The organism is Nonomuraea sp. GTA35, assembly GCF_041950525.1.
Taxonomy (GTDB): domain Bacteria; phylum Actinomycetota; class Actinomycetes; order Streptosporangiales; family Streptosporangiaceae; genus Nonomuraea.
The window spans coordinates 396,367-416,841 of the sequence record NZ_JBGNUV010000007.1; the positions used below are offsets into that span (position 1 = coordinate 396,367).

Annotated in this window: 13 protein-coding genes; 5 read left to right on the forward strand and 8 right to left on the reverse strand. The window is 72.2% G+C overall.

All coding sequences use genetic code 11. The features are described from left to right. Positions 1-31: 31 nt before the first annotated feature. From ACBJ32_RS31180 to ACBJ32_RS31205, 6 genes are all read right to left on the reverse strand, one after another. A complete protein-coding gene (locus tag ACBJ32_RS31180; RefSeq protein ID WP_375129747.1) occupies positions 32-1,543 on the reverse strand; it encodes a hypothetical protein in 1,512 nt (503 codons plus the stop codon). A 69-nt stretch (positions 1,544-1,612) separates the two neighbouring features. After that, complete coding sequence (locus tag ACBJ32_RS31185) at positions 1,613-3,253, reverse strand: extracellular solute-binding protein (RefSeq protein ID WP_375129748.1); 1,641 nt, start codon at positions 3,251-3,253, stop codon at positions 1,613-1,615. 40 nt (positions 3,254-3,293) lie between these two features. After that, positions 3,294-4,172 (reverse strand): carbohydrate ABC transporter permease, encoded by an 879-nt coding sequence (locus tag ACBJ32_RS31190; protein WP_357879852.1) that lies wholly within the window; start codon positions 4,170-4,172, stop codon positions 3,294-3,296. Continuing rightward, the gene (locus tag ACBJ32_RS31195) at positions 4,169-5,155 is read right to left on the reverse strand and encodes an ABC transporter permease subunit (RefSeq protein WP_357879849.1); all 987 of its coding nucleotides are present in this window, start codon (positions 5,153-5,155) and stop codon (positions 4,169-4,171) included. Before ACBJ32_RS31195 ends, ACBJ32_RS31190 begins: the two co-directional genes overlap by 4 nt. Then, positions 5,152-7,509, reverse strand: coding sequence for a glycoside hydrolase family 3 N-terminal domain-containing protein (locus tag ACBJ32_RS31200; RefSeq protein WP_357879846.1), 2,358 nt, complete (start codon positions 7,507-7,509; stop codon positions 5,152-5,154). Before ACBJ32_RS31200 ends, ACBJ32_RS31195 begins: the two co-directional genes overlap by 4 nt. Positions 7,510-7,881: 372 nt before the next feature. Further along, positions 7,882-11,775, reverse strand: coding sequence for a BTAD domain-containing putative transcriptional regulator (locus ACBJ32_RS31205; protein ID WP_375129749.1), 3,894 nt, complete (start codon positions 11,773-11,775; stop codon positions 7,882-7,884). 161 nt (positions 11,776-11,936) lie between these two features. On the opposite strand from ACBJ32_RS31205, the gene ACBJ32_RS31210 reads away from it, so the two are divergent. Beyond that, positions 11,937-12,815, forward strand: coding sequence for an alpha/beta fold hydrolase (locus ACBJ32_RS31210; protein ID WP_375129750.1), 879 nt, complete (start codon positions 11,937-11,939; stop codon positions 12,813-12,815). A 140-nt stretch (positions 12,816-12,955) separates the two neighbouring features. Then, positions 12,956-13,615 carry a GntR family transcriptional regulator gene (locus ACBJ32_RS31215; RefSeq protein WP_357879837.1) on the forward strand — a complete coding sequence of 220 codons (660 nt, stop codon included), beginning with the start codon at positions 12,956-12,958 and terminating at the stop codon, positions 13,613-13,615. Here the strand turns inward: ACBJ32_RS31215 and ACBJ32_RS31220 are convergent. After that, positions 13,612-14,940 (reverse strand): MFS transporter, encoded by a 1,329-nt coding sequence (locus tag ACBJ32_RS31220; RefSeq protein ID WP_375129751.1) that lies wholly within the window; start codon positions 14,938-14,940, stop codon positions 13,612-13,614. The genes ACBJ32_RS31215 and ACBJ32_RS31220 overlap by 4 nt on opposite strands. A 135-nt stretch (positions 14,941-15,075) precedes the next feature. Between ACBJ32_RS31220 and ACBJ32_RS31225 the strand changes: the two genes are divergently transcribed. Further along, positions 15,076-15,648, forward strand: coding sequence for a hypothetical protein (locus ACBJ32_RS31225; protein ID WP_375129752.1), 573 nt, complete (start codon positions 15,076-15,078; stop codon positions 15,646-15,648). Between the two features lie 97 nt (positions 15,649-15,745). Here the strand turns inward: ACBJ32_RS31225 and ACBJ32_RS31230 are convergent, their stop codons facing one another. Beyond that, positions 15,746-16,456 (reverse strand): IclR family transcriptional regulator, encoded by a 711-nt coding sequence (locus ACBJ32_RS31230; protein ID WP_357879828.1) that lies wholly within the window; start codon positions 16,454-16,456, stop codon positions 15,746-15,748. 88 nt (positions 16,457-16,544) lie between these two features. Between ACBJ32_RS31230 and ACBJ32_RS31235 the strand changes: the two genes are divergently transcribed. Together ACBJ32_RS31235 and ACBJ32_RS31240 are read left to right on the forward strand one after the other, a co-directional pair. Then, entirely contained in the window at positions 16,545-17,684 is a 1,140-nt protein-coding gene (locus tag ACBJ32_RS31235) for a pyridoxal-phosphate-dependent aminotransferase family protein (protein ID WP_375129753.1), read from the forward strand. After that, entirely contained in the window at positions 17,681-20,449 is a 2,769-nt protein-coding gene (locus ACBJ32_RS31240) for an FAD-binding and (Fe-S)-binding domain-containing protein (RefSeq protein ID WP_375129754.1), read from the forward strand. Before ACBJ32_RS31235 ends, ACBJ32_RS31240 begins: the two co-directional genes overlap by 4 nt. Positions 20,450-20,475 lie beyond the last annotated feature (26 nt).

Consider the following 20,475-nt stretch of genomic DNA (forward strand, 5'->3'; position numbering starts at 1 on the left):
CCCCTCCCCAGGTGTCCCGGGCCGTCGCCGGTCACGTGCCCTCCGCCAGGCCGAGCAGCCGGCGGTCGTCCCACCACGGCGGGGTCTCGTCCACCACCGGGGAGAGCTCGACGAGCGTGACCTCGTGGCGGTCGAGCGTCAGGTCGAGCTCGACCGTCCCGCCGGTGACCGGCAGGCTCCGGTGGCGGCGGACCGGTTCCGCCGCTTCCCGGAGGATATCGAGCTGCTTGGGGTGCGGTGACCGGGGACGCCCCATTTCAGACCAGGCCGCCCACGCGTTGCCCATCTCCTCGCTCACCGACGAGCGCAGCATGAAGGCCGAGCCGCCCTGGAACGGGATCGACAGGCGCACGGTGTGCCCGGCGACGGCCGGACCTCCCGTGACGTCCACCGGAGCCCAGGCCAGCACGGTGACCCGGCCGCCGGAGTCCCTGGTCACGAGGTGGTCCTCGCCCCGGGTCAGGAGCTGGTCGCCCATGCGGGCCATGAACGCGTACAGGTGGTAGGTGGGCTTCTTGATCTGCCGGTGGGTCAGCAGGCCGAAGCCGCCGTGGAAGATCGAGGTCGGGATCCCGACCTCCTCGAACATGTCGCTGAACGTCCAGTACGAGAAGGAGTCCACCAGCTCGCCGCCCTCGGCCAGGACGGGGGCCAGGTAGGCGGCGTTGAAGGCCGTGTCGTGGATCGGGTTGTCGGGCCGGTAGGAGGAGTTGAACTCGGTGATGTGCACCGGCAGGCCCGCCAGCGGGCCGCCCGCGAGCTGGCGCCGCGTGGTGGCGAACTGCTCCAGCAGGCCGGAGGCGGGCCCCATCGTCTGGTGCACGCCGAACGGCACGTGCTGGGCCGGGCCCGAGGTGTAGGCGTGGCGGCTGAGGAAGTCCACCGGCACGTCGCGGGCGGTGACGAAGTCGGCGAAGCGCGGCATCCACTCGTCGGAGCCCGGCGAGATGGACGGGCCGCCGACCTGCAGCGACGCGTCCACGTCCTTGACCGTGCGGGCGGTGATCTCGTACAGGCGGTGGTAGGCGGCCTCGTCGGCGTCCTGCCAGAAGTCCTTGAGGTTGGGCTCGTTCCAGACCTCGATCGGCCAGCGGCGCACCCGGTCGAGGCCGTAGCGGTCGATGAGGTGGATGAGCGTGGCCCTGACCAGCTCGGCCCACTCCTGCCACGAGCTGGGCGGGGTGACGTTGCCGCGCCACCAGAACACGGTCTGCTCGCCGGAGGCCAGCCCCGAGGGCATGAAGCCCAGCTCCAGGAAGGGCTCGATGCCGATCTCCAGGTAGGCGTCGATGACCTGGTCCAGGTACGTGAACGCGTGCCGGACGCGCCGCTCGCCCCCGTACTCGTAGGGCCGGTGCACGCCGACGCCGTCGCTGAACAGGCCGTGACCGCGGATGTGCCGGAAGCCGATCTCCCGCTGGACGAGCGCCAGCGAGTCCTGGTAGTCGCGCCGCAGCGCGAGGTCGAAGCGCCCGGTGCCGACGCAGAGGCGCCAGGCGTCGGACAACCGCCCGGAGGGCTCGCCGGGGACGGGGTTGCGCATGGATCAGTCCTTGGGAAAGAGGCGGCCGGGCCGCCCCCGGCAGGAGGGGACGGCCCGGCCTGAGGGGAATCAGCCGCCGTGTGCCTTCTTGAACCGGTCGTAGGCGCCGTTCACGAGGGTGACGTACTGCGTGGAGTTCTTGGACTCCAGCTCCTTGACGTAGGCGTCCCACTCGGCGAGGTCACGCTCGCCGAGGATGAACTTCAGCGTGTTCTGGGTGACGTGGTCCTTCAGCGGCGTCTCCCAGAGCGAGACCTGGTCGCGCTCCTCCTCGCTGAGCGGGGCGGCCGGCTCGACCGGCCACTGCTTCCTGGTGTTCATCACCTTCTGGAACTCCATCTCCTCGTCCGAGAACGTGGACTGGAGCAGCTTGGTGGGGCCGCCGTAGGCGAACACACCGTTGCCGAAGCCGAAGTCCTTCTGCAGGTGCTTGGGCGCGCCGGGGTTGAGGCCGACGTAGTCGACGCCGTCGGCCAGCTTGTACTTGTCGCCGTCCTTGGTGAACGTGGTGCCCTCGACGCCCCACTTGGCGAACTCCATGCCGGCCTCGGAGTACCACAGCCAGTCGATGAGCTGCATCATGGCGACGAAGTTCTTGTTCTCCGTGGCCTTCTTGGAGATCATGATGCCGTTCTCCAGGCGGCTGGCGAACTTGAACTCGCCCGCCGGGCCGATCGGCACCGGGATCTTGACGATCTTGGCGTCCTTGTCGTTCTCGGTCAGCGCCGCCCGGTAGTCGTTGATCAGCGTCTGCGCGTTGGTGCTGATCACGAAGGACTTGCCCGAGATGAACTTCTGCTTGGCGGCCTCGTCCTGCTGGGTGAAGCTCTCGGGGTCGAGCAGCTTCTCCTTCACCAGCTTGTTGAGGTACTCCAGCGCCTGCTTGTACTGGGGCATGGCGCCGGTGTAGACGAACTTGCCCTGGGCGGCGTCGAACGTCGCGTGCTGGTACTCCCAGCCGCCCTTGCTGCCGAACGCCTGCGCGATGAGCTTGATCAGGTTGCCGCCCGGCGTGGGCACGCCCCACCGGTCGGTCATCGGGTACAGGTCCGGGTACTCGGCCTTCATCGCCTTGAGCATGTTGTAGAAGTCGTCCAGGGTCTTGGGGACTTCCAGCTTCAGCTTCTCCAGGATGTCGGTGCGCACCGCGAAGGAGTAGTCGGCCCAGGCGGCCTCGTGCAGGCCGGGCAGCAGGTAGATCTTGCCGTCCGTCTGCATGATCGAGTTCAGCTCCGGCTGGAGCTGCCACTTGGCGATCTTGTCCTGGAAGTTGGGCATCAGGTTGAAGTAGTCGCTGACCGGCAGGATCGCGCCGGAGGAGACGAACGCCTCCTCCTGCGGGTGGTACGTCTTCGGGATGATCAGCGGGGCGTCGCCGGAGGCGATGAGCAGGCTGCGCTTCTTCTCGTAGTCGCTGAGCGGCACCTCGACCGGCTTGAGCGTGACGTTGGTCCGCTTGGTCAGCTCCTGCCAGAACAGCCAGTCGGGCTTGTTCGGGTAGAACGAGTGGTTGTTGTAGAGCACGTCGAACGAGAGCGGCTCGGTGGCCTTGAACTGCTGGCCGACGCCGTACGACGCCATCGATCCCGCCTTGTTGGCCGCGTCCGTGGCCTTGGCCGGGGTCTCGCTGTCGCTGCCGCAGGCGGTCAGGGCGAGGGAGGCGAAGGCACCGAGGCCGATGATCGCCTGACGCCGCGAAATGTCGCGCATGGGGGGAATCCTTTCTGGGGGTTGGGGAGGCGCCGGGAGGTCAGCCCTTGACCGCGCCGAGCATGACGCCGGAGACGAAGTAACGCTGGACGAACGGGTAGATGACCAGGATCGGCAGGACGGTGAGCACGATCGTCACCGCCTGGATGTTGGCCCCCACCTGCGTCACTTCCGCGGCCGCCGCGCCGTAGGAGTCGGCGCCGGTGGCACCGGCGATGAGGTTGCGCAAATAGACGGTCACCGGGAACAGGTCCGACCGGTCCATGTACAGGAACGCCGCGAACCAGGAGTTCCAGAACGAGACCGCGTAGAACAGGATCATCGTGGCGATGACCGCCTTCGACAGCGGCAGCACGATCTTCCACAGGATGCCGTAGGTGTTCAGGCCGTCGATGGCGGCGGCCTCCTCCAGGTCCTGCGGCAGGCTCTCGAAGAACGCCTTCATGACCAGGAGGTTGAACACGCTGATGGCGTTGGGCAGGACGATGGCCCAGATCGAGTTCTTCATGCCGAGGCCGGTGATCAGCACGTAGTTCGGGATCAGGCCGCCGGAGAAGAACATGGTGAAGACCGCGACGCCGATGAGGAGCTTGCGGCCCTTGAGGTGCTGCTTGGACAGCACGTACGCGTAACACGTCGTCATCACCATCGCGATGAACGTCGCGACGACCGTGTACACGACCGTGTTGCGGTAGTTCGTCCAGAACATCGGGTCCGACGCGACGATCTGGTACGTCGTCAGGTTGAACCCCTTGGGCAGGAGGTTCACCTCGCCCGCGCTGATGGCGCTCTGGGAGCTGAACGAGCGGGCCAGGATGTTGACGAACGGGTAGAGCGTCACCACCACCACCAGCGTCAGGATGACGCCGTTGAACCACTGGAAGACGCGGTAGCCCCGGGTCATGTCGTGCGTTGTCACCACAGGCTCGTCCCAACTGTGCGACGGGAGATCACATTCGCCGAGAGGATCAGGACCAGGCCGACCAGCGCCTCGAACAGGCCGATGGCCGCGGCGTAGCTGAAGTTGCTGGCCTCCAGACCCATCCGGTACAGGTACGTGGAGATCACGTCCGCGGTCGGGTACGTCAGCGGGTTGTACAGCAGGAAGACCTTCTCGAAGCCGACCGCCAGGAACGTGCCGATGTTGAGGATCAGCAGCGTCACCGCCGTCGGCCGGATGCCCGGCAGGGTCACGTGCCAGATCTGCCGCCACCGCGAGGCGCCGTCCATCCGGGCGGCCTCGTAGAGCTGGTCGTCGATGGTGGTCAGCGCGGCCAGGTAGAGGATCGTGCCCCAGCCGACCGTCTGCCAGACCTCGGAGCCGACGTAGATCGTCCGGAACCAGTCCGGGTCCTGCATGAACGAGATCTTCTCGTTGCCTATGTAGCCGAGGAACGCGTTGATCGGCCCGTCGATCGCCGTCATCTGCATGACGAGACCGGCCACGATCACGATCGACAGGAAGTGCGGCAGGTACGACACCGACTGCAGGAACCGCTTCAGCGCGCGCCGCCGCACCTCGTTGAGCAGCAGCGCCAGGATGATCGGCAGCGGGAAGCAGAAGATCAGGGTCAGCGCCCCGAGGATCAGCGTGTTGCTGAACACGTTCCAGAACGTGGGATCGTTCAGGAACATCTTCACGTAGCGCAGGCCGACCCACTCCTCGCCGAAGAGGCTGCCGCCCGGCTCGAACTTCCTGAAGGCGATGATGTTGCCCAGCATGGGCAGGTACCGGAAGATCAGGAAGAACAGCAGCGGCAGGACCGCCAGCGAGTAGAGCTGCCAGTCGCGGCGCAGCGCGCGCCCCCACGAGCTGCCGCCCTGACGCCGATGGCTCTTCGGGGCGGGTTCGGCCTCGGGCTCGCGCGCCGTGCCGACACTCAGCGTCTCGGATGTGCTCATCCTCGGCCCTCCGGGGGGTTGCGGTCGATGTGCGCCGGCGCCAGGAGGTGCCGCCCGTGGCCGACCTCGCGCTCGGGACCGGTCAGGCGCAGCGGCAGGGTCGCCACGGCGTCCGCGCACGAGCGGCCGAGGCGCAGCTCGACGTCGCCCGGCTCGACGACTCGGCGGCCGTTCGCCCCGGCGAACGACGTGACGTCCGCCGGGACGGTGAAGGTGACCCGCGCGGACTCGCCCGCCTCCAGCGGGACGCGGGCGTAGCCGATCAGGCGGACCACCGGCCTGGTCGTCTGCGCGACCGGGTCGTGCAGGTAGAGCTGGACGACCTCCGCGCCCTCGCGGGATCCGGTGTTGCGGACCGTGACCTGCACGGTCACCTCGCCGTCCACCGCCCACTCGGTCGCGCCGGCGCTCGCGCCGCTCCACTCGTACGTGGTGTAGCTCAGGCCGTGCCCGAACGGGTACGCGGGCGTCGGGTCCACCGACGACACGTCGGAGCGGCGGCCCAGCGGCGGGGCCAGGTACGTCGCCGGCAGGCCGCCCGCGTCGCGCGGCACGCTGACCGGCAGGCGGCCGGTCGGGTTCACGGCGCCGGTCAGCACCTCGGCCAGGGCCTGGCCGCCGCGCTGGCCGGGGAAGAAGCCGTACAGCACGGCCTTGGCCGCGGCCACCTCGTCGCCCAGCGCGTACGGGCGGCCCGCCAGCAGCACCAGCACCACCGGGGTGCCGGTCGCCAGCACGGCCTGCACCAGGTCCGCCTGCACGCCGGGCAGGCGCAGGTCGGTGGCGTCGCAGCCCTCGCCGGAGGTGCCGCGCCCGAACAGCCCGGCCCGGTCGCCGACCGCCAGCACGACCACGTCGCTGCTGCCCGCCAGCTCGACCGCCTCGGCGAAGCCGGAGGTGTCGTCGCCGGTGATCGCGCAGCCGGGCGCGTGGGCGAGGCCCGGGACCAGCGCGCCGAGCGACTCGCGCAGCGTCGGCAGGTCGAGGCCGAGGCCCTGCTCGGGGTGCGGGCCCACGTGGTTGGGGAAGGCGTAGCAGCCCAGCATCGCCATCGGGTCGTCGGCGACGGGGCCGATGAGCGCCACCTTCGCCGCGGGGTTCAGCGGCAGGACGGCGTCGTCGTTGCGCAGCAGCACGACGGCCTCGCGGGCCAGCCGCAGGGCGAGCTCCTGGCTCTCCTCGTCGTCGAGGCGCACGTCCTCGGCCGGGCCCGGCAGCGGCTGCCAGCCCTCGTCGAGCAGGCCCTGCTCGGCCTTCTGGATGAGCACGCGGCGCAGCGCGCGGTCGATCAGCGCCTCGGCCACCGACCCGGCCTTGACCGCGTCGACCAGTGGCGCGCCGAACGTGTCCACCGTGGGCAGCTCGACGTCGATCCCGGCCTTCAGCGCGAGCCCGGCAGCCTGCCCGCCGTCGGCGGCGACCTTGTGCAGGCGCTCCAGGAAGCGGACCGAGAAGTAGTCGGCGACCACGGTGCCCTCGAAGCCCCACTCGTCGCGCAGCAGCCCGGTCAGGATGCTCTCGTCGGCCGCCACCGGCATGCCGTCGATCTCGGCGTAGGAGTTCATCACGGAGCGGGCGCCGCCCAGGCGCAGCGCCATCTCGAACGGCGGCAGCAGGACGTCCGCCAGCTCCCGGGGGCCCATCGCGACCGGCGCGAGGTTGCGCCCGCCGCGCGAGTTGGAGTAGCCGGCGAAGTGCTTGAGCGTGGCGACGATGCCGGCGCCCTCCAGGCCGCGCACGTACGCGGCGCCGAGCGTGCCGACGAGGTACGGGTCCTCGCCGATCGTCTCCTCGGTACGGCCCCAGCGGTAGTCCCTGGTCACGTCCACCACCGGGGCCAGGCCCTGGTGGATGCCCGCGCGGCGCATGGACCGGCCGATCTGCGCGGCCACCTGCTCGACCAGCTCGGGGTCGAAGGAGGCGCCCCAGCTCAGCGGCGCCGGGTACACGGTCGCCCGCCAGGCCGCGAAGCCCGTCAGGCACTCCTCGTGCACCTGCGCCGGGATCCCGAACCGGCTGGCCCGGACGATCTCGGCCTGGGAGGCCGCCAGCGAGCGCGCCCCCGCGACGGGGTCGACCGGCGCCGTCCCGAACGGGCGCGTGAGCTGGCCCAGACCCTGCCGGATGGCGTCGTCCCACTCGGGACCGGCGCCCATGTCCGTCTGGTGCGGGGCGACGCCGCCCCCCGACGCGTCGGCGCCGACCCACACCCCGACGAGCTGGGCGATCTTCTCCTCGAGGGTCATGAGCGGGATGAGCGCGTCGGCCCGCTCGGCGGGCGACAGCCGGGCGTCCCGCCATGGCTCGCTCTCGCCGGGCGCCGAGCGCGTGTCGATTGGTTCCTGGCCCCTCATGCCATCCCTTCGGCCATGACGGCGCCGTCCGCGGCGAGAGCGGGGGGTGTTACGCGGGGGTGACGCCGAAACTTTCAAGCGAATCTGTTTAATATTGCGGCAACATAAGGGGCCCGTTGAATCGTGTCAAGAGTGGGGCCAACCTGCTATGTTGCAGATCCTGCCCGCGGCCGGTCCGCCCCTGTCACAGGTTCGTACAGGCTCAGCGGGGCGACAAATTTCCCGAAACTTTCGGAAACACGAGTGAGGCGCCGCCATGACGGACACCGCTTCGAGTGGGCCGCACCGGCCGACTCCGGCGTCCCGCGTCGACATGCAGACTACAGGCGTGGGGTGTAAGTCCCGGTTGCGGGCGGTCTGTCGCTTTCCAGGTCATACGGAACGACCCTCAGGCGGCAGCCCCTCAGCGGGGCGGCCGTCGGGGGTGCGGCCGTCAGGGGTGCGGCCGTCAGGGGTGCGGCCGTCGGAGGTGCGGCCGTCGGAGGTGCGGCCGTTGGTGGGCAGGGCGGCGGCGGGCAGGGCGGCGGCGGGCAGGGCGTCCAGGCCGTGGCGGGCGGCCTCGGCCCAGTGCGGCGCTCCGGCCTTTCCGGCGAGCGCCTCCGCCTGGCGGAAATGCGCGGCGGCGCGGCGGCGGTGTCCCAGGGCGGCGGCCAGCCTGCCGAGGTACAGGGCGACCGGGCCCAGGGTGAGCAGCCCGCTGCCCGCACCGGCCAGCTCTCCCTCCGCGGGGAGCAGCCGTTCGTAGAGGCGTTCCAGCACCGGACGGCCGGCCGTCTCGACCGCGGCCAGGGCGTGCAGGCAGGTCCTCGCCTCGAACAGCAGGTCACGCGGGGATTCGGGGATCGCGCGGGCAGCGGCCGCCGCCTCCTCGCGACGTCCCTGAGCGAGCAGGACCAGGGGGCGGCCCCAGCTCTCGTACGGCCCCCAGTCAGCACCCGACAGCCCATCGAGCTCGGCGTCCTCCCGGTGCGGGCCGTCCGCACCCACCTCCAGGCACAGCAGGGCGAGCGGCAGCATGCCGTCCTCGACGCCGGGCATCCCGGTGCCGCTGAGCCGGGCTGCGGCCGCGCGGTAGGCCGAGCGGGCCGCGTCCTTGCCGCCGGCGCCCGTGACGGTGCGGCGGAGGGCCGCGTACCAGGTGGTGAACACGCCGACCAGCGGGAGGTCGTACCGCTCCGCGAGCCGGTCGGCCGCGGCGGCGTGCCGGTCGGCGGCCTCCAGTTCGGCGAGCGCGGCCGCGGACTGGAGCAGGATCAGCCGCCCGAGCACCTCGAACGTCACCAGCCCGTCGTGTCCGGCGGCCAGCCGGACCAGCTCCTCCCCGATCTCGGCCCGCTCCGGCGCGAGCCCGGCCCGCTGGAACGTCTGCATGTACCGGCCGTTGAGCGCGTAGGCGAGCAGGGTGCGCTCGCCCAGCCTGCGGGCGATGTCCTCGGCCTCGCGGGCCGCCTGGGCGCCGCGCGGGTCGGGGTCGGCGCGGCGTTCCATGGCGATGGTGATCAGGAGCCGGGCGCGTTCGGCGTCGTGCCCGCCGGGAGGAAGGGCGGCCAGCGTACGCTCGGCGGCGGCGACGAGGCGGGCGGACAGGGCGGGGTCGTCGTTGGCGGTCCAGATGGCCGGCACGTCGAACGAGCCGATCACCCCGGCCGTCACCACCGGGTCGCCGAGCGCCTCCGCCGCGTCGACCGCCTCGGCCCGGTACCGCCGCGACTCGTGCAACTCCCCGATCACCGCCAACGCTCTGACCAGCCCCATGACGGCCTCCAGCCGCCCGCCCACCCCACCACCGTGACCGATCGAGCCGGAGCCGACGCCGGTGCCGGTGCCGGAGCTGGAGCCGGTGCCGAAGTCGGTGCCGGGGCCGAGACCGGAGCCGGGGTCGGGGTCGGAGCCGGGGTCGAGACCGGAGCCGGGGCCGGGACAGAGGTCGGAACCGGGGTCGGGCGAGCGAAGGCCACGGGACCGGTCCGGGCCGGACATGTGGTCCAGGGCCGTGAGGGTGGCGCGCCACAGCCGGGCCGCCTCGTGCGGGGCGGACCTGGCCTCCGCGCGCTGGGCCGCCGCGCGCGTGTAGCGGGCGGTGCGGGTCGCGCCGGCCCGGCCCTCCGCGCGTACGCAGTGGTAGGCGACGGTCTCCACGTCGCCGGGGCGGATCCGTTCGACGATCTCCGACGCCTTGGCGTGCCAGCGGGCGCGGCGGGCCCGCGTGACGTCGTCGTAGAGCGTCTCGTGCACCAGCGCGTGCGCGAACCGCAGCCGGTCGGCGTCCTGCTCGACCAGGAAGCCCGCCAGCAGGGCGGACTCCACCGACTCCAGCACCTGGTCCTCGTCGCCGGCCAGCGGGATCAGCACGTCGAGATCGACGTCCTGGCCGAGGACGGCGGCCTTCCGGAGGTGCGTACGCGCCGTCTCCGTGAGGCCCGCCAGGCGGTGGCGGATGACGTCGCGGACCCCGGCGGGAACGGTGGTGTGCAGGGCGGCGTCGCCCTCGCTCTCCCACAGGCGGGTGAGCTCCCTGACGAAGAACGGGTTGCCCGCGCTACGCGTGTGGATCGTACGGGCGTCGCCGTCGCTCGTGACGCGGCCGGTGATGGCCTGGACCAGCTCGCGCACCTGGGGCTGGGTGAGGCCGCCGAGGTAGACGCGGGCCGGCTCGGCGCGGGCGGCCCTGCCCAGCGCGTCGGCCAGACCGGCGGAGATCTCGGTGGAGCGGTACGTGCCGAGGATGAGCACGGGTGCCGTGCCCAGGTCGGTGGCCAGCGTGGTGAGCAGGGCCAGGGTCTCCTCGTCCGCCCAGTGGAGGTCGTCGAAGACCAGGAGGAGCGGGGCGCGCTCGGCGACGCCGGCCACGTGGGCGGCGATGGCGCGATGGCGCTTGAATCGGGTGGCGAGCGGGGAATCGCCCTCTGCGCTGCCGGCCCCATCGGAGTGCGCGTGCCCGGCCGTGGCGAGGCGCTCGCGTATCTGGGTCCAGGGCCAGGCCGAGGGCGCGCCTTGCAGTTCCGGGCTGGCGCCCCAGGCGGTGGTCCAGCCGTTGGCTTCCAGGCGCCGGGCCAGCGTCCCGGCCAGCGCCGTCTTGCCCGCCCCCGCCGCGCCGGACACCAGCACGAGCCGCGCCCGCCCCGCCGCCGTGACGCCCGCCGCCACCCCTTCCAGCTCGGCCAGCTCGGCGGCCCGCCCGACGAACGGGTGCTCGCCGAACGCCGCCTCCCCCGCCGGATCACCGGGAGAGGCGGCCGGGTGGGCAGACAGTGAGGCAGCCGGGTGACCGGACGGTGAGGCGGCCGGGTGACCGGACGGTGAGGCGGCCGGGTGACCGGACGGTGAGGCGGCCGGGTGACCGGACGGTGAGGCGGCCGGGTGACCGGACGGTGAGGCGGCCGGGTGACCGGACGGTGAGGCGGGCGGGCCGGCGTTCGTGGGCGCCGGCGAGCGGCCGCCTCCGGACGGAGGGCCGTCCCCCAGTGAGGGCCTGGCCGAGGACAGGTTCGGGGGCAGGGCGGGGGTGAGGTGCGGGGCGTGGGCGAGGATGTCGGATTCGAGGCGGCGCAGCCCCTCCCCCGGATCAACCCCCAGCTCGCGGCGCAGCACCTCCCTGGCCCGCCGCAACTGCCCCAGCGCGTCCCCCTGCCGCCCCGCCCGGTACAGCGCGAGCGCCAGCAACCGCCAGCCGTCCTCGCGCAGCGGATGCTCCGCGACGTGCGCCTCCAGGTCGGGCACCGACTCGGCCGCGCCGCCGCGGGCCAGGGCCGCCTCGGCGCGGCGTTCGACGGCGAGCAGGCGCAGCTCGTCCAGGCGGGCGGCCTCGCCCCGCGCCCAGTCCAGCTCGGCGAACTCGGCGTACGCGGGCCCCCGCCAGAGCCCCAGCGCGGTGTCGAGCAGGCTGTGGGCCTGCGCGGCGGCGCCCTCGGCGAGCAGGCGGGAGGCGTCCGTGACCGCGGATTCGAAGCGCCAGGCGTCCACCGCTCCCGGCTCGGCGCGCAGCGCGTAGCCGGGCGGGGAGGTGACCAGGAGGCGGGAGGGGGCGCGGGGCGGGCGGTCGGGTTCGAGCGCCTTTCTCAGCGCTCCGACGAAGGTCTGCACCGCGCCCAGCGCGCCTTCCTGAGGTGACTCCCACAGGTCGCCGATCAGCCAGGACACCGGCACGACCCGGCCCCTGGCGACCAGCAGCCTGGCGAGGACGGCGCGGTGGCGCGGGCCCTTGAGCCGCACCGGGCCGTGCTCGTTCTCGGCCGTCAGCGGGCCCAGCACCCCGAAAGTCACCATTTCATCACCAACCTATCCGCCCGCACGTGTTGCCTGGTCAGGCGGCTGAGCAGTCGCTGACCAGGTGCTGATCGGCGGGCGGCAGATTGGCATGGCACCCGCCGGCCCGCCGGTGGGTGGCGGTACCAGCGATCGACAAGAACGGCAGGAGAGCCGAGAACATGACACCGCAGATCACCGGATTCACCCAGCGCCGCGTCACCGTGGCCGACGGTGTGGCGCTCAACGTCGCCGTGGGCGGCTCGGGCAGCCCCGTCGTGCTGCTGCACGGCTTCCCGCAGACCCACCTCATGTGGCGGCACGTCGCCGCCGACCTGGCCGCCGACCACACCGTCATCTGCCCTGACCTGCGCGGTTACGGCGACAGCGACAAGCCCGCCGACCCCGACGGCCTGACGTACTCCAAGCGCACGATGGCCGCCGACGTGGTCGCCCTGGCCAGGGCGCTGGGGCACGACCGCTTCGCGCTGGCCGGGCACGACCGGGGCGCGCTGGTCGCCGTCAGGGCGGGGCTCGACCACCCGGACGTCATCACGCACCTGGCCTCCCTGGACGTGCTGCCGACGCTGGACTCCTGGGAGGTGATGCAGGGCCGCTCGGCCGCCGTCGGGTTCCACCTGTACCTGATGGCCCAGCCGCCCGGCCTGCCGGAAGCCATGATCAGTGGGGCCGCGGACGCGTTCTTCGGGTACTTCCTCGACCTCTGGGCCAACGACCCGAACGCGATCCCGGCCGACGTGCGGGCCGCGTACCTGAAGGCGTCCCGCGAGGCCGTCCCGTCGATCGTGGCCGACTACCGGGCGACGGCGACGATCGACGTCGAGCACGACGAGGCCGATCGGCGGGCGGGCAACAGGCTCACCATGCCGGTGACGGTGCTGCAGCAGGACTGGGGCTCGGCGCTCGGGTTCGACGCCGCCGGGAGGTGGCGGGCCTGGGCCGAGGATCTGGAGCACCGGACGGTGACCTGCGGGCACTTCATGGCCGAGGAGGCTCCGGCGGAGGTGGTGAAGGCGCTGCGGGACCTGCTCGCCAGGTGAGCCGGGTGAGCCCGGTGAGCGGAGGGTGAGCGGGGTAAGCCGAGGGTGAGCAGGGTGACGGCTCCGGCCCTTCGGGGGTGCTGTGACCCTGCCGGATGCCGTCCGATCACGGCGGTGGAGCGCGCCATATAGTGGCAATCGTGACGACCGTCGTGCTCAAGCCCGGCCCGCCCGCGCGCACCGCGCACGCCTTCGTCTACGAAACGCTCCGGCGGGCGATCCTCGGCGGCGACCTGCCCCTCGGCTACCGGCTCGTCCAGGCCGACATCGCCGCCCAGCTCAAGGTGAGCATCACGCCCGTCCGCGAGGCCCTGCGCGACCTGGCGGGCGAGGGGCTGATCAGGATCGACGCCCACAAGGGCGCGATGTTGCGCGAGTTCGACCTCTCCGAGGTCAGGGAGATCCACGAGCTGCGCCGCATGCTGGAGCCCGTCTCGATCCGGAAGGCCGTGGAACGTATCACCGACGACGAGATCGACCGGGCCGAGGGGGTGCGGCGGCAGATGCGCGACGAGCTCGACCCGGGCGAGTGGGTCGAGCTCAACCGCCGCTTCCACGCCGTCTTCGGCGACGCGGCCGGCTCGCCCCGGCTGTGCGCGATACTCAAGGGCCTGCGCGACGGCGCCGCCGTCTACGTGGGCCTGTCCCTGCGCGGGCAGGAGCGGGCGCGCCGGGCCGAGGCCGACCGCGACCATCGCGAGCTGGTGACGGCCTTCAGGCGGCGGCGCGCCGAGGAGGCGGTGGAGATCGTGCTGCGCCACCTCGACGCGACCATGGCCGCCCTCGAACGGCTCGCCTAACCGGCCTTGGCCTGCGGTTCGTCGTACTCGACTGCGTAGTCCTGCTGCGAGCGGTCCTTCAGCAGGTACGCCGCCACGACGCTGATCGCGGCGCAGATCGCCATGTAGATCGCGATGGCCATGGAGCTCTGGTACGTCGCGTACAGCCAGACCGCGATGAGCGGCGCCGGCCCGCCCGCCGTGACCGAGGCGAGCTGGTAGCCGAGCGAGGCGCCGCTGTAGCGCAGCCGCCCGGTGAAGCTCTCGGCGATGAACGTGGCCTGCGGGCCGTACTGGATGTCGTGGATGGGCGCGGCCAGCACGATGGCCAGGAAGACCAGCGCGGGCACGCGGGTGTCCAGCAACGGCCAGTAGACGAACGACCAGGCCAGCATGGCCAGGGCGCCCACCATGTAGAGCCGCCTGCGCCCCACCAGGTCGGAGATGTAACCCCAGAACGGCACCGTGAACAGCGACACGATCCCGGCGACGATCACGTACGTGTAGACGTCGCTCGCCGCGAAGCCCAGCGTCCTGGTGGCGTAGGTGAGGATGAAGACCGTGAAGATGTAGAACGGCGCCTGCTGCCCGGTGCGCAGCAGCGCGCTGAGCACGATCTCCCGCCAGTTCATGACGAGGACCTGCCGCACGGGCACCCGCTCCACCTTGTTCTCCGCGACGACCTTGGCGAAGACCGGCGTCTCCAGGATGCCGAGCCTGATGTACAGGCCGATGGCCGCCATCACGACGCTGAGCAGGAACGGGATGCGCCAGCCCCAGTACGGGTCCAGCGGCTCGAACACCTGCAGGGCCAGGTAGCCGAGCACGAGCCCGACGGGCACGCCGAACTGCGGCCAGCTCCCGAGGAAGCCGCGCCGCCCGCCGCGCGACTTGCCCCACTCGGTGGCCAGCAGCACCGACCCGCCCCACTCGCCGCCGACGCTGATGCCCTGCAGCAGCCGCAGGAGCGTGAGCAGGATGCCGCCCCAGATGCCGATCTGCTCGTACGTGGGCACCAGGCCGACGAGGGCGGTGGCGATGCCCATGGTCATGAGGGTGATGATCAGGGTGGCCTTGCGGCCGATGCGGTCACCGTAGTGGCCGAAGATCGCCGCGCCGATGGGGCGGGCGGCGAAGCCGCCGAAGTAGGTGCCGAGGGCGAGCAGGAGGCCCGTCGTCTGATCGCTGGTGGGGAAGAACAGCTCCGCGAAGATGGTGCTGGCGGCGAAGCCGTAGAGGAAGAAGTCGTACCACTCGATCGAGGTGCCCACGGCGGAGGCGACCACCGCGCGGACCAGTTGCCGTCGTTTCTGCTGACCTGTCGCGTCGAGTCCTTGCTCAACCATCTACCGCTCCTGGGGTAGGTCACGCGTCAACGGTGACGGTACATGATGCATCATCGATGGTCACCAGGCTGAAAGCGCTGGTTCGGGGCGGTGTTCGGGGGTATTTGAACGACTACGGTCCGGGAGGAGGGCATCGTGACGCGTCCCATCGCCGCCGCCTTGGCGGTCGTCGCCCTGGCAGTCAGCGGCTGCATGGTCGTCGGCTTCGACGAGGCCAACAGGGTTCCGCAGAACGACGGGGCCAACGCCAACGTGGGAGACAGCCTGAGCCTGCGCAACGTCTTCCTCCTGGGTGGCACCGACTCGGCCTCGCACCCGCCTCAGCAGGCGCTCTTCGGGGTGATCGTCAACGACGCCCGGAAGCCGGACCAGCTCGAGAAGATCACCATGGAGGGCGGCGGCACCGTGCAGCTCGCCGGCCAGACCCTCGCGCTGCCGCCCGACCAGGCCGTGGGCACCGGCAACAAGCCCATCGGCATGGCCACCGGGGTGCGCGGCAACGTGGTGCCGATGACGTTCACCTTCCGCGAGGCCGAGCCGGTGCGCCTGATGGTGCCGGTCATGACGCGGACCGGGCACTTCTCCAACCTGCCGTCGGCGCCGGCGGGCCCGCCGTCGTCCGCGCCGCCGGTCACCTCGCCGCCGCCGCCCGAGGTGACGAACCAGGGCACCGGATCGCCGGGCCCGACTGCCACGACCACGGGTTGAGCTGCGCCGGCCCTCGCCCCCGGCGGCCGCCACGGCTTCCTGCCGGGCCGGACCTCGCCCCGGCGGCCGCCGCGGTTCCCTGCCGGGCCGGAACGCCTCAGTGCAGCATCCCGGCCAGCGTCCTGGCTGCCTGCGTGACGAGCTTGCCGTACTCCGCGCGCAGCTCCTCCGTCATGCGGCTGGCAGGGACGGAGACGCTGAGGCCGGCGATCGGGCCGCCGGGGCCGAGGACCGCGGCGGCGACGGCGGCGATGTCGGCACGCCATTCGCCGCGATTGTCGGCGTACCCGCGCCGCAGCACGGCGTCCAGCTCAGCACGGAGCGCGTGCGGGTCGGTGATCGTGGTGCCGGTGTAGCCGGGCAGCTCGTCCGGCGATCGGCCGAGGTGGGCCAGCACGGCCTTGCCGTTGGCGGAGGCGTGCAGCGGCAGCCGGATGCCCAGCGGCAGCACGATGCGCAGCGGCTTGTCGGTCTCCAGCCGCTCGATCAGCACGACCGCGTCGCCCTCGGGCACCATCAGGTGGATGGTCTCGCCGGTGCGCTGGCGCAGCTCCTCCATGACCGGCACGGCCGCGTCACGCAGCCCCAGCTCGGTGCGGCGGGCCACCTGGAGGGCCTTGCTGGTGACCTGCCAGCGCGTGACCTCGCCCCCGGCCGGCCTGATCCACCCGGCCTCGTGCAGCGTCCTCAGCGACCGCTGCACGGTGCTCTTGGGCAGACCGAGCCCGCGTGCCAGCTCGCCCACGCCGATGGGCTGCCGGTCGGCGACCTCTTCGAGCACGCGGAGGGCGTTGATCACGTTCTGCATGCATTGACTCCCCTGTGGACCGATCTTAATGTTAATGAACCGCACAGCGGCACGCCGTGCCGTGTGATGGCACGGAGGTGGTCAGACAGTGGGCCGGCACTTCTTGCAGATTCCCGGGCCGACGAACGTTCCCGATCGGGTGCTGCGGGCCATCGCCCAGCCCACGATCGACCACCGGGGGCCCGCGTTCGCCCGGCTCGCCCTGGAGCTGCTCGAACGGCTGAAGACGGTGTTCAGGACCGCCGGGCCCGTCGTCGTCTACCCGTCGTCGGGCACGGGCGCGTGGGAGGCGGCGCTGGTCAACACGCTGTCGCCGGGTGACAAGGTGGTGGCGTTCGAGACCGGGCACTTCTCCTCGCTGTGGTGCGAGCTGGCCACCAGGCTGGGGCTGGTCGTGGACGTCGTGCCGGGCGACTGGCGGCACGGCGCCGACCCGGACGCGCTGGCCGGCCGTCTCACCCCCGACGTCGCCGCCGTCATGGTGGTGCACAACGAGACCTCGACCGGCGTGCGCAGCCGCGTCCAGGAGATCCGCGCGGCCCTCGACCGGGCCGGGCATCCGGCGCTGCTGCTGGTGGACACGATCTCGTCGCTGGGCTCGATGGACCACCGCCACGACGAGTGGGGCGTGGACGTCACCGTCGGGTGCTCGCAGAAGGGGCTGATGCTGCCGCCCGGCATGGGGTTCAACGCGGTCAGCGCGAAGGCCCTGGCCCACCGGGGGCGGCTGCCCCGCTCGTACTGGGACTGGGAGCCGATCATCGCGGCCAACCGGCAGGGCTTCTTCCCCTACACGCCGCCCACCAACCTCATGTACGGCCTGCGCGAGGCGCTGATCATGCTGGAGGAGGAGGGCCTGGACGCGGTCTTCGCCCGGCACGACCGGCACGCCGAGGCGACCAGGCGGGCCGTGCGTGGCTGGGGGCTGGAGGTGCTCTGCGCCGACGAGCGGGAGCACTCCAGCTCGCTGACCGCCGTGCTGATGCCGGACGGGCACGACGCCGACGCGGTCAGGCGGCTGATCCTGGAGCGGTACGACATGTCGCTCGGCACCGGGCTCGGGCGGCTCGCGGGCAGGGCCTTCCGCATCGGGCATCTCGGGCATTTCAACGATCTGATGCTCGCGGGCACGCTGAGCGGGGTCGAGATGGGGCTGTCGGCGGCCGGGGTGCCGATCAAGGAGGGCGGGACGCGGGCGGCGCTGGCCTACCTGGAGGGAGCGCGGTGAGCCTGGCCCGCACGCTGGCCCCGCTGATCGCCGGCGACGTCCGGGACGACCCCTACACCAGGCACCTGTACTCCTCCGACGCCAGCATGTACGCCATCGAGCCGCTCGCCGTCGCCTTCCCCCGGCACGCGGAGGACGTCCAGGCCCTGGTGCTGGCCTGCGGCGAGCTGGGCGTGCCGGTGCTGCCGCGCGGGGCGGGCACCAGCCTGGCCGGCCAGACCGTGGGCGCGGCCGTCGTCGTGGACTTCTCGCGGCACATGAACCGCATCCTGGAGCTCGACGGCAGGACCGCCCGGGTGCAGCCCGGCGTCGTGCAGGACCAGCTCAACCGGGCGGCCCGCAAGCACGGGCTGATGTTCGGGCCCGACACCTCCACCAGCAACCGGGCCACGATCGGCGGCATGATCGGCAACAACTCGGCCGGCAGCCACTCCATCCTGTACGGCTCCACGATCGACCACGTCCAGGCGCTGCGCGTGGTGCTGGCCGACGCCACCACGCCCGACCTGGCCACCGACCCCCGGCTGAACGCGGCGGTCGCCGACATACTGGATGGGCTGGACCTGTCGGGCTTCCCCCGCTTCTGGCGCCACTCGGGCGGCTACCGCCTCGACGCCGCCGCGCGGGGAGATCTCACCAAGCTGATCGTCGGCTCGGAAGGCACGCTGGCCGTGGTCACCGAGGCCACGGTCGGGCTGGTCGACCTGCCGAAGGCCAAGGCCATCGCCGTCGGCCACTTCACCTCCACCCCGGCCGCCATCGCCGCCACCGCCGACGCTCTCGCCTTCGACGCCGCCTCGGTCGAGCTGCTCGACAAGGCCATCCTGGAGCTGTCCAGGCAGCGCGTGGACTACGCCGGGCTCGGCGACATCCTGGCGGGCGACCCGGAGGCCCTGCTGTTCGTGGAGTTCTTCGGCGACACCCCGGCCGAGGTGGCCGACCGGGTGGACAAGCTGGCCGCGACGTGGAAGTCCAACGGCCACGGCTACCACACGCTCCGCGCCGTCACCGCGCAGCAGCAGGCGGCCGTGCTGAAGGTGCGCAAGGCCGGGCTCGGCCTGCTGATGGCCTCCAGCGTGGGCAGCCGCAGGCCGCTCGCGTTCGTCGAGGACACGGCCGTGCCGCCGGACCGGCTGCTGCCGTACGTCGAGGAGTTCACGCGGATCCTCGACCGTCACGGGCTGCGGGCCGGCTTCTACGGCCACTGCTCGGTCGGCTGCCTGCACGTGCGCCCGTTCGTGGACCTGCGGCAGCCCGGCGGGATCGGCACGATGCGGGCGGTGGCCGAGGAGGTCGCCGACCTGGCCGCCCGGCACGGCGGGGTGAACTCCAGCGAGCACGGCGACGGCCTGGCCCGCTCCGAGTTCAACCGGCACCTGTTCGGCGAGGCGATCTACGAGGCGATGCGGCGGGTCAAGCACGTCTTCGACCCGCACGGCCGGCTGAACCCCGGCAAGATCGTGGACGCCCCGCCGATGACCGAGCACCTGCGCGACCCGGCCATGCCCGTGCCGCGCCCGCTGGCCACGACCCTGTCGTTCGGGGCGGGCGGCATGCACGGGGCCGCCGACCGGTGCATGAACGTCGGCGTGTGCCGCAAGGACGACACCGGCGTCATGTGCCCGTCGTACATGGCCACCCGCGAGGAGGAGCACTCCACCCGCGGCCGGGCCAACGCCCTGGTCAAGGCGCTGTCGTCGCCGGACCCGCGGCAGGCGATGGGCGACGAGCGGCTGCACGGGATCCTGGACCTCTGCCTGGAGTGCAAGGCGTGCCAGTCGGAGTGCCCGCTCGGGGTCGACATGGCGGCGATGAAGAGCGAGTTCCTCCACCAGTACCAGCAGCTCCACGGCGTGCCGCTGCGGGCGCGGGCGTTCGGGGCGATCAGGACGCTCAACCGGCTCGGCTCGGCCACCGCGCCGCTGTCGAACTGGCTGGCCGGCGCCGCCCGCGGCCCGCTCGGCCTGAGCCGGCGCCGCCCGCTGCCGCGCTTCCGCCGCGACAACCTGCTGCGCTGGTTCGCGCGCAGGCCGCCCAAGGAGAGCGGCCGGGAGGTGATCCTGCTGGCGGACTCGTTCACCACCTTCAGCGAGCCGGCGATCGGGCGCGCCGCCGTCGAGCTGCTGGAGCGCGCCGGCTACCGGGTGCGCCTGGCCGCCGAGGGCTGCTGCGGCCGCTCCAGCATCTCCAAGGGCCTGCTCGACCGGGCGCGGGCGATGGCCGGGGACCTCGTCGCCCGGCTGTCCGGCTCCGACGCGCCGATCGTCGGCCTGGAGCCGTCCTGCCTGCTGACGCTCAAGGACGAGTACGCCGCGCTGCTCCCCGGCGACCCGCGCGTGGCGGCCGTGGCGGCCCGCGCCCGGCTCGTCCCCGAGCTGCTCGCCGAGGCCGTCGACGACGGCTCGCTCGCGCTGGGCGACGCGCTGCGCGGGCGGCGGATCCTCCTGCACGGCCACTGCCACGAGAAGGCCGTCACCGGCACCGCCGCCACGCGCGCGCTGCTGTCCAGGATCCCGGGAGCGGAGGTGACGGAGCTCGACGCCGGCTGCTGCGGCATGGCCGGATCGTTCGGCTTCGAGGCCGAGCACTACGACCTGTCCATGAAGATCGGCGCGCTCCGGCTCTTCCCGGCGATCGCCGCATCCTCACCCGACACGCTGCTCGCGGCCACGGGGGTCTCCTGCCGCCAGCAGATCGCACACGGGGCGGGACGCGCCGCCCGCCATCCGGTCGAGCTCATCCACTGGGCGGCCGGCCTGCCATGACGCCTCGGGGGAGATCGGAGTAAGCA

Bases quoted from the DNA above. Each gene is read 5' to 3' on its own strand.
- ACBJ32_RS31180 (WP_375129747.1), bottom strand. From the start codon at position 1,543: ATGCGCAACCCCGTCCCCGGCGAGCCCTCCGGGCGGTTGTCCGACGCC.
- ACBJ32_RS31185 (WP_375129748.1), bottom strand. From the start codon at position 3,253: ATGCGCGACATTTCGCGGCGTCAGGCGATCATCGGCCTCGGTGCCTTC.
- ACBJ32_RS31195 (WP_357879849.1), bottom strand. From the start codon at position 5,155: ATGAGCACATCCGAGACGCTGAGTGTCGGCACGGCGCGCGAGCCCGAG.
- ACBJ32_RS31200 (WP_357879846.1), bottom strand. From the start codon at position 7,509: ATGAGGGGCCAGGAACCAATCGACACGCGCTCGGCGCCCGGCGAGAGC.
- ACBJ32_RS31205 (WP_375129749.1), bottom strand. From the start codon at position 11,775: ATGGTGACTTTCGGGGTGCTGGGCCCGCTGACGGCCGAGAACGAGCAC.
- ACBJ32_RS31210 (WP_375129750.1), top strand. From the start codon at position 11,937: ATGACACCGCAGATCACCGGATTCACCCAGCGCCGCGTCACCGTGGCC.
- ACBJ32_RS31220 (WP_375129751.1), bottom strand. From the start codon at position 14,940: ATGGTTGAGCAAGGACTCGACGCGACAGGTCAGCAGAAACGACGGCAA.
- ACBJ32_RS31230 (WP_357879828.1), bottom strand. From the start codon at position 16,456: ATGCAGAACGTGATCAACGCCCTCCGCGTGCTCGAAGAGGTCGCCGAC.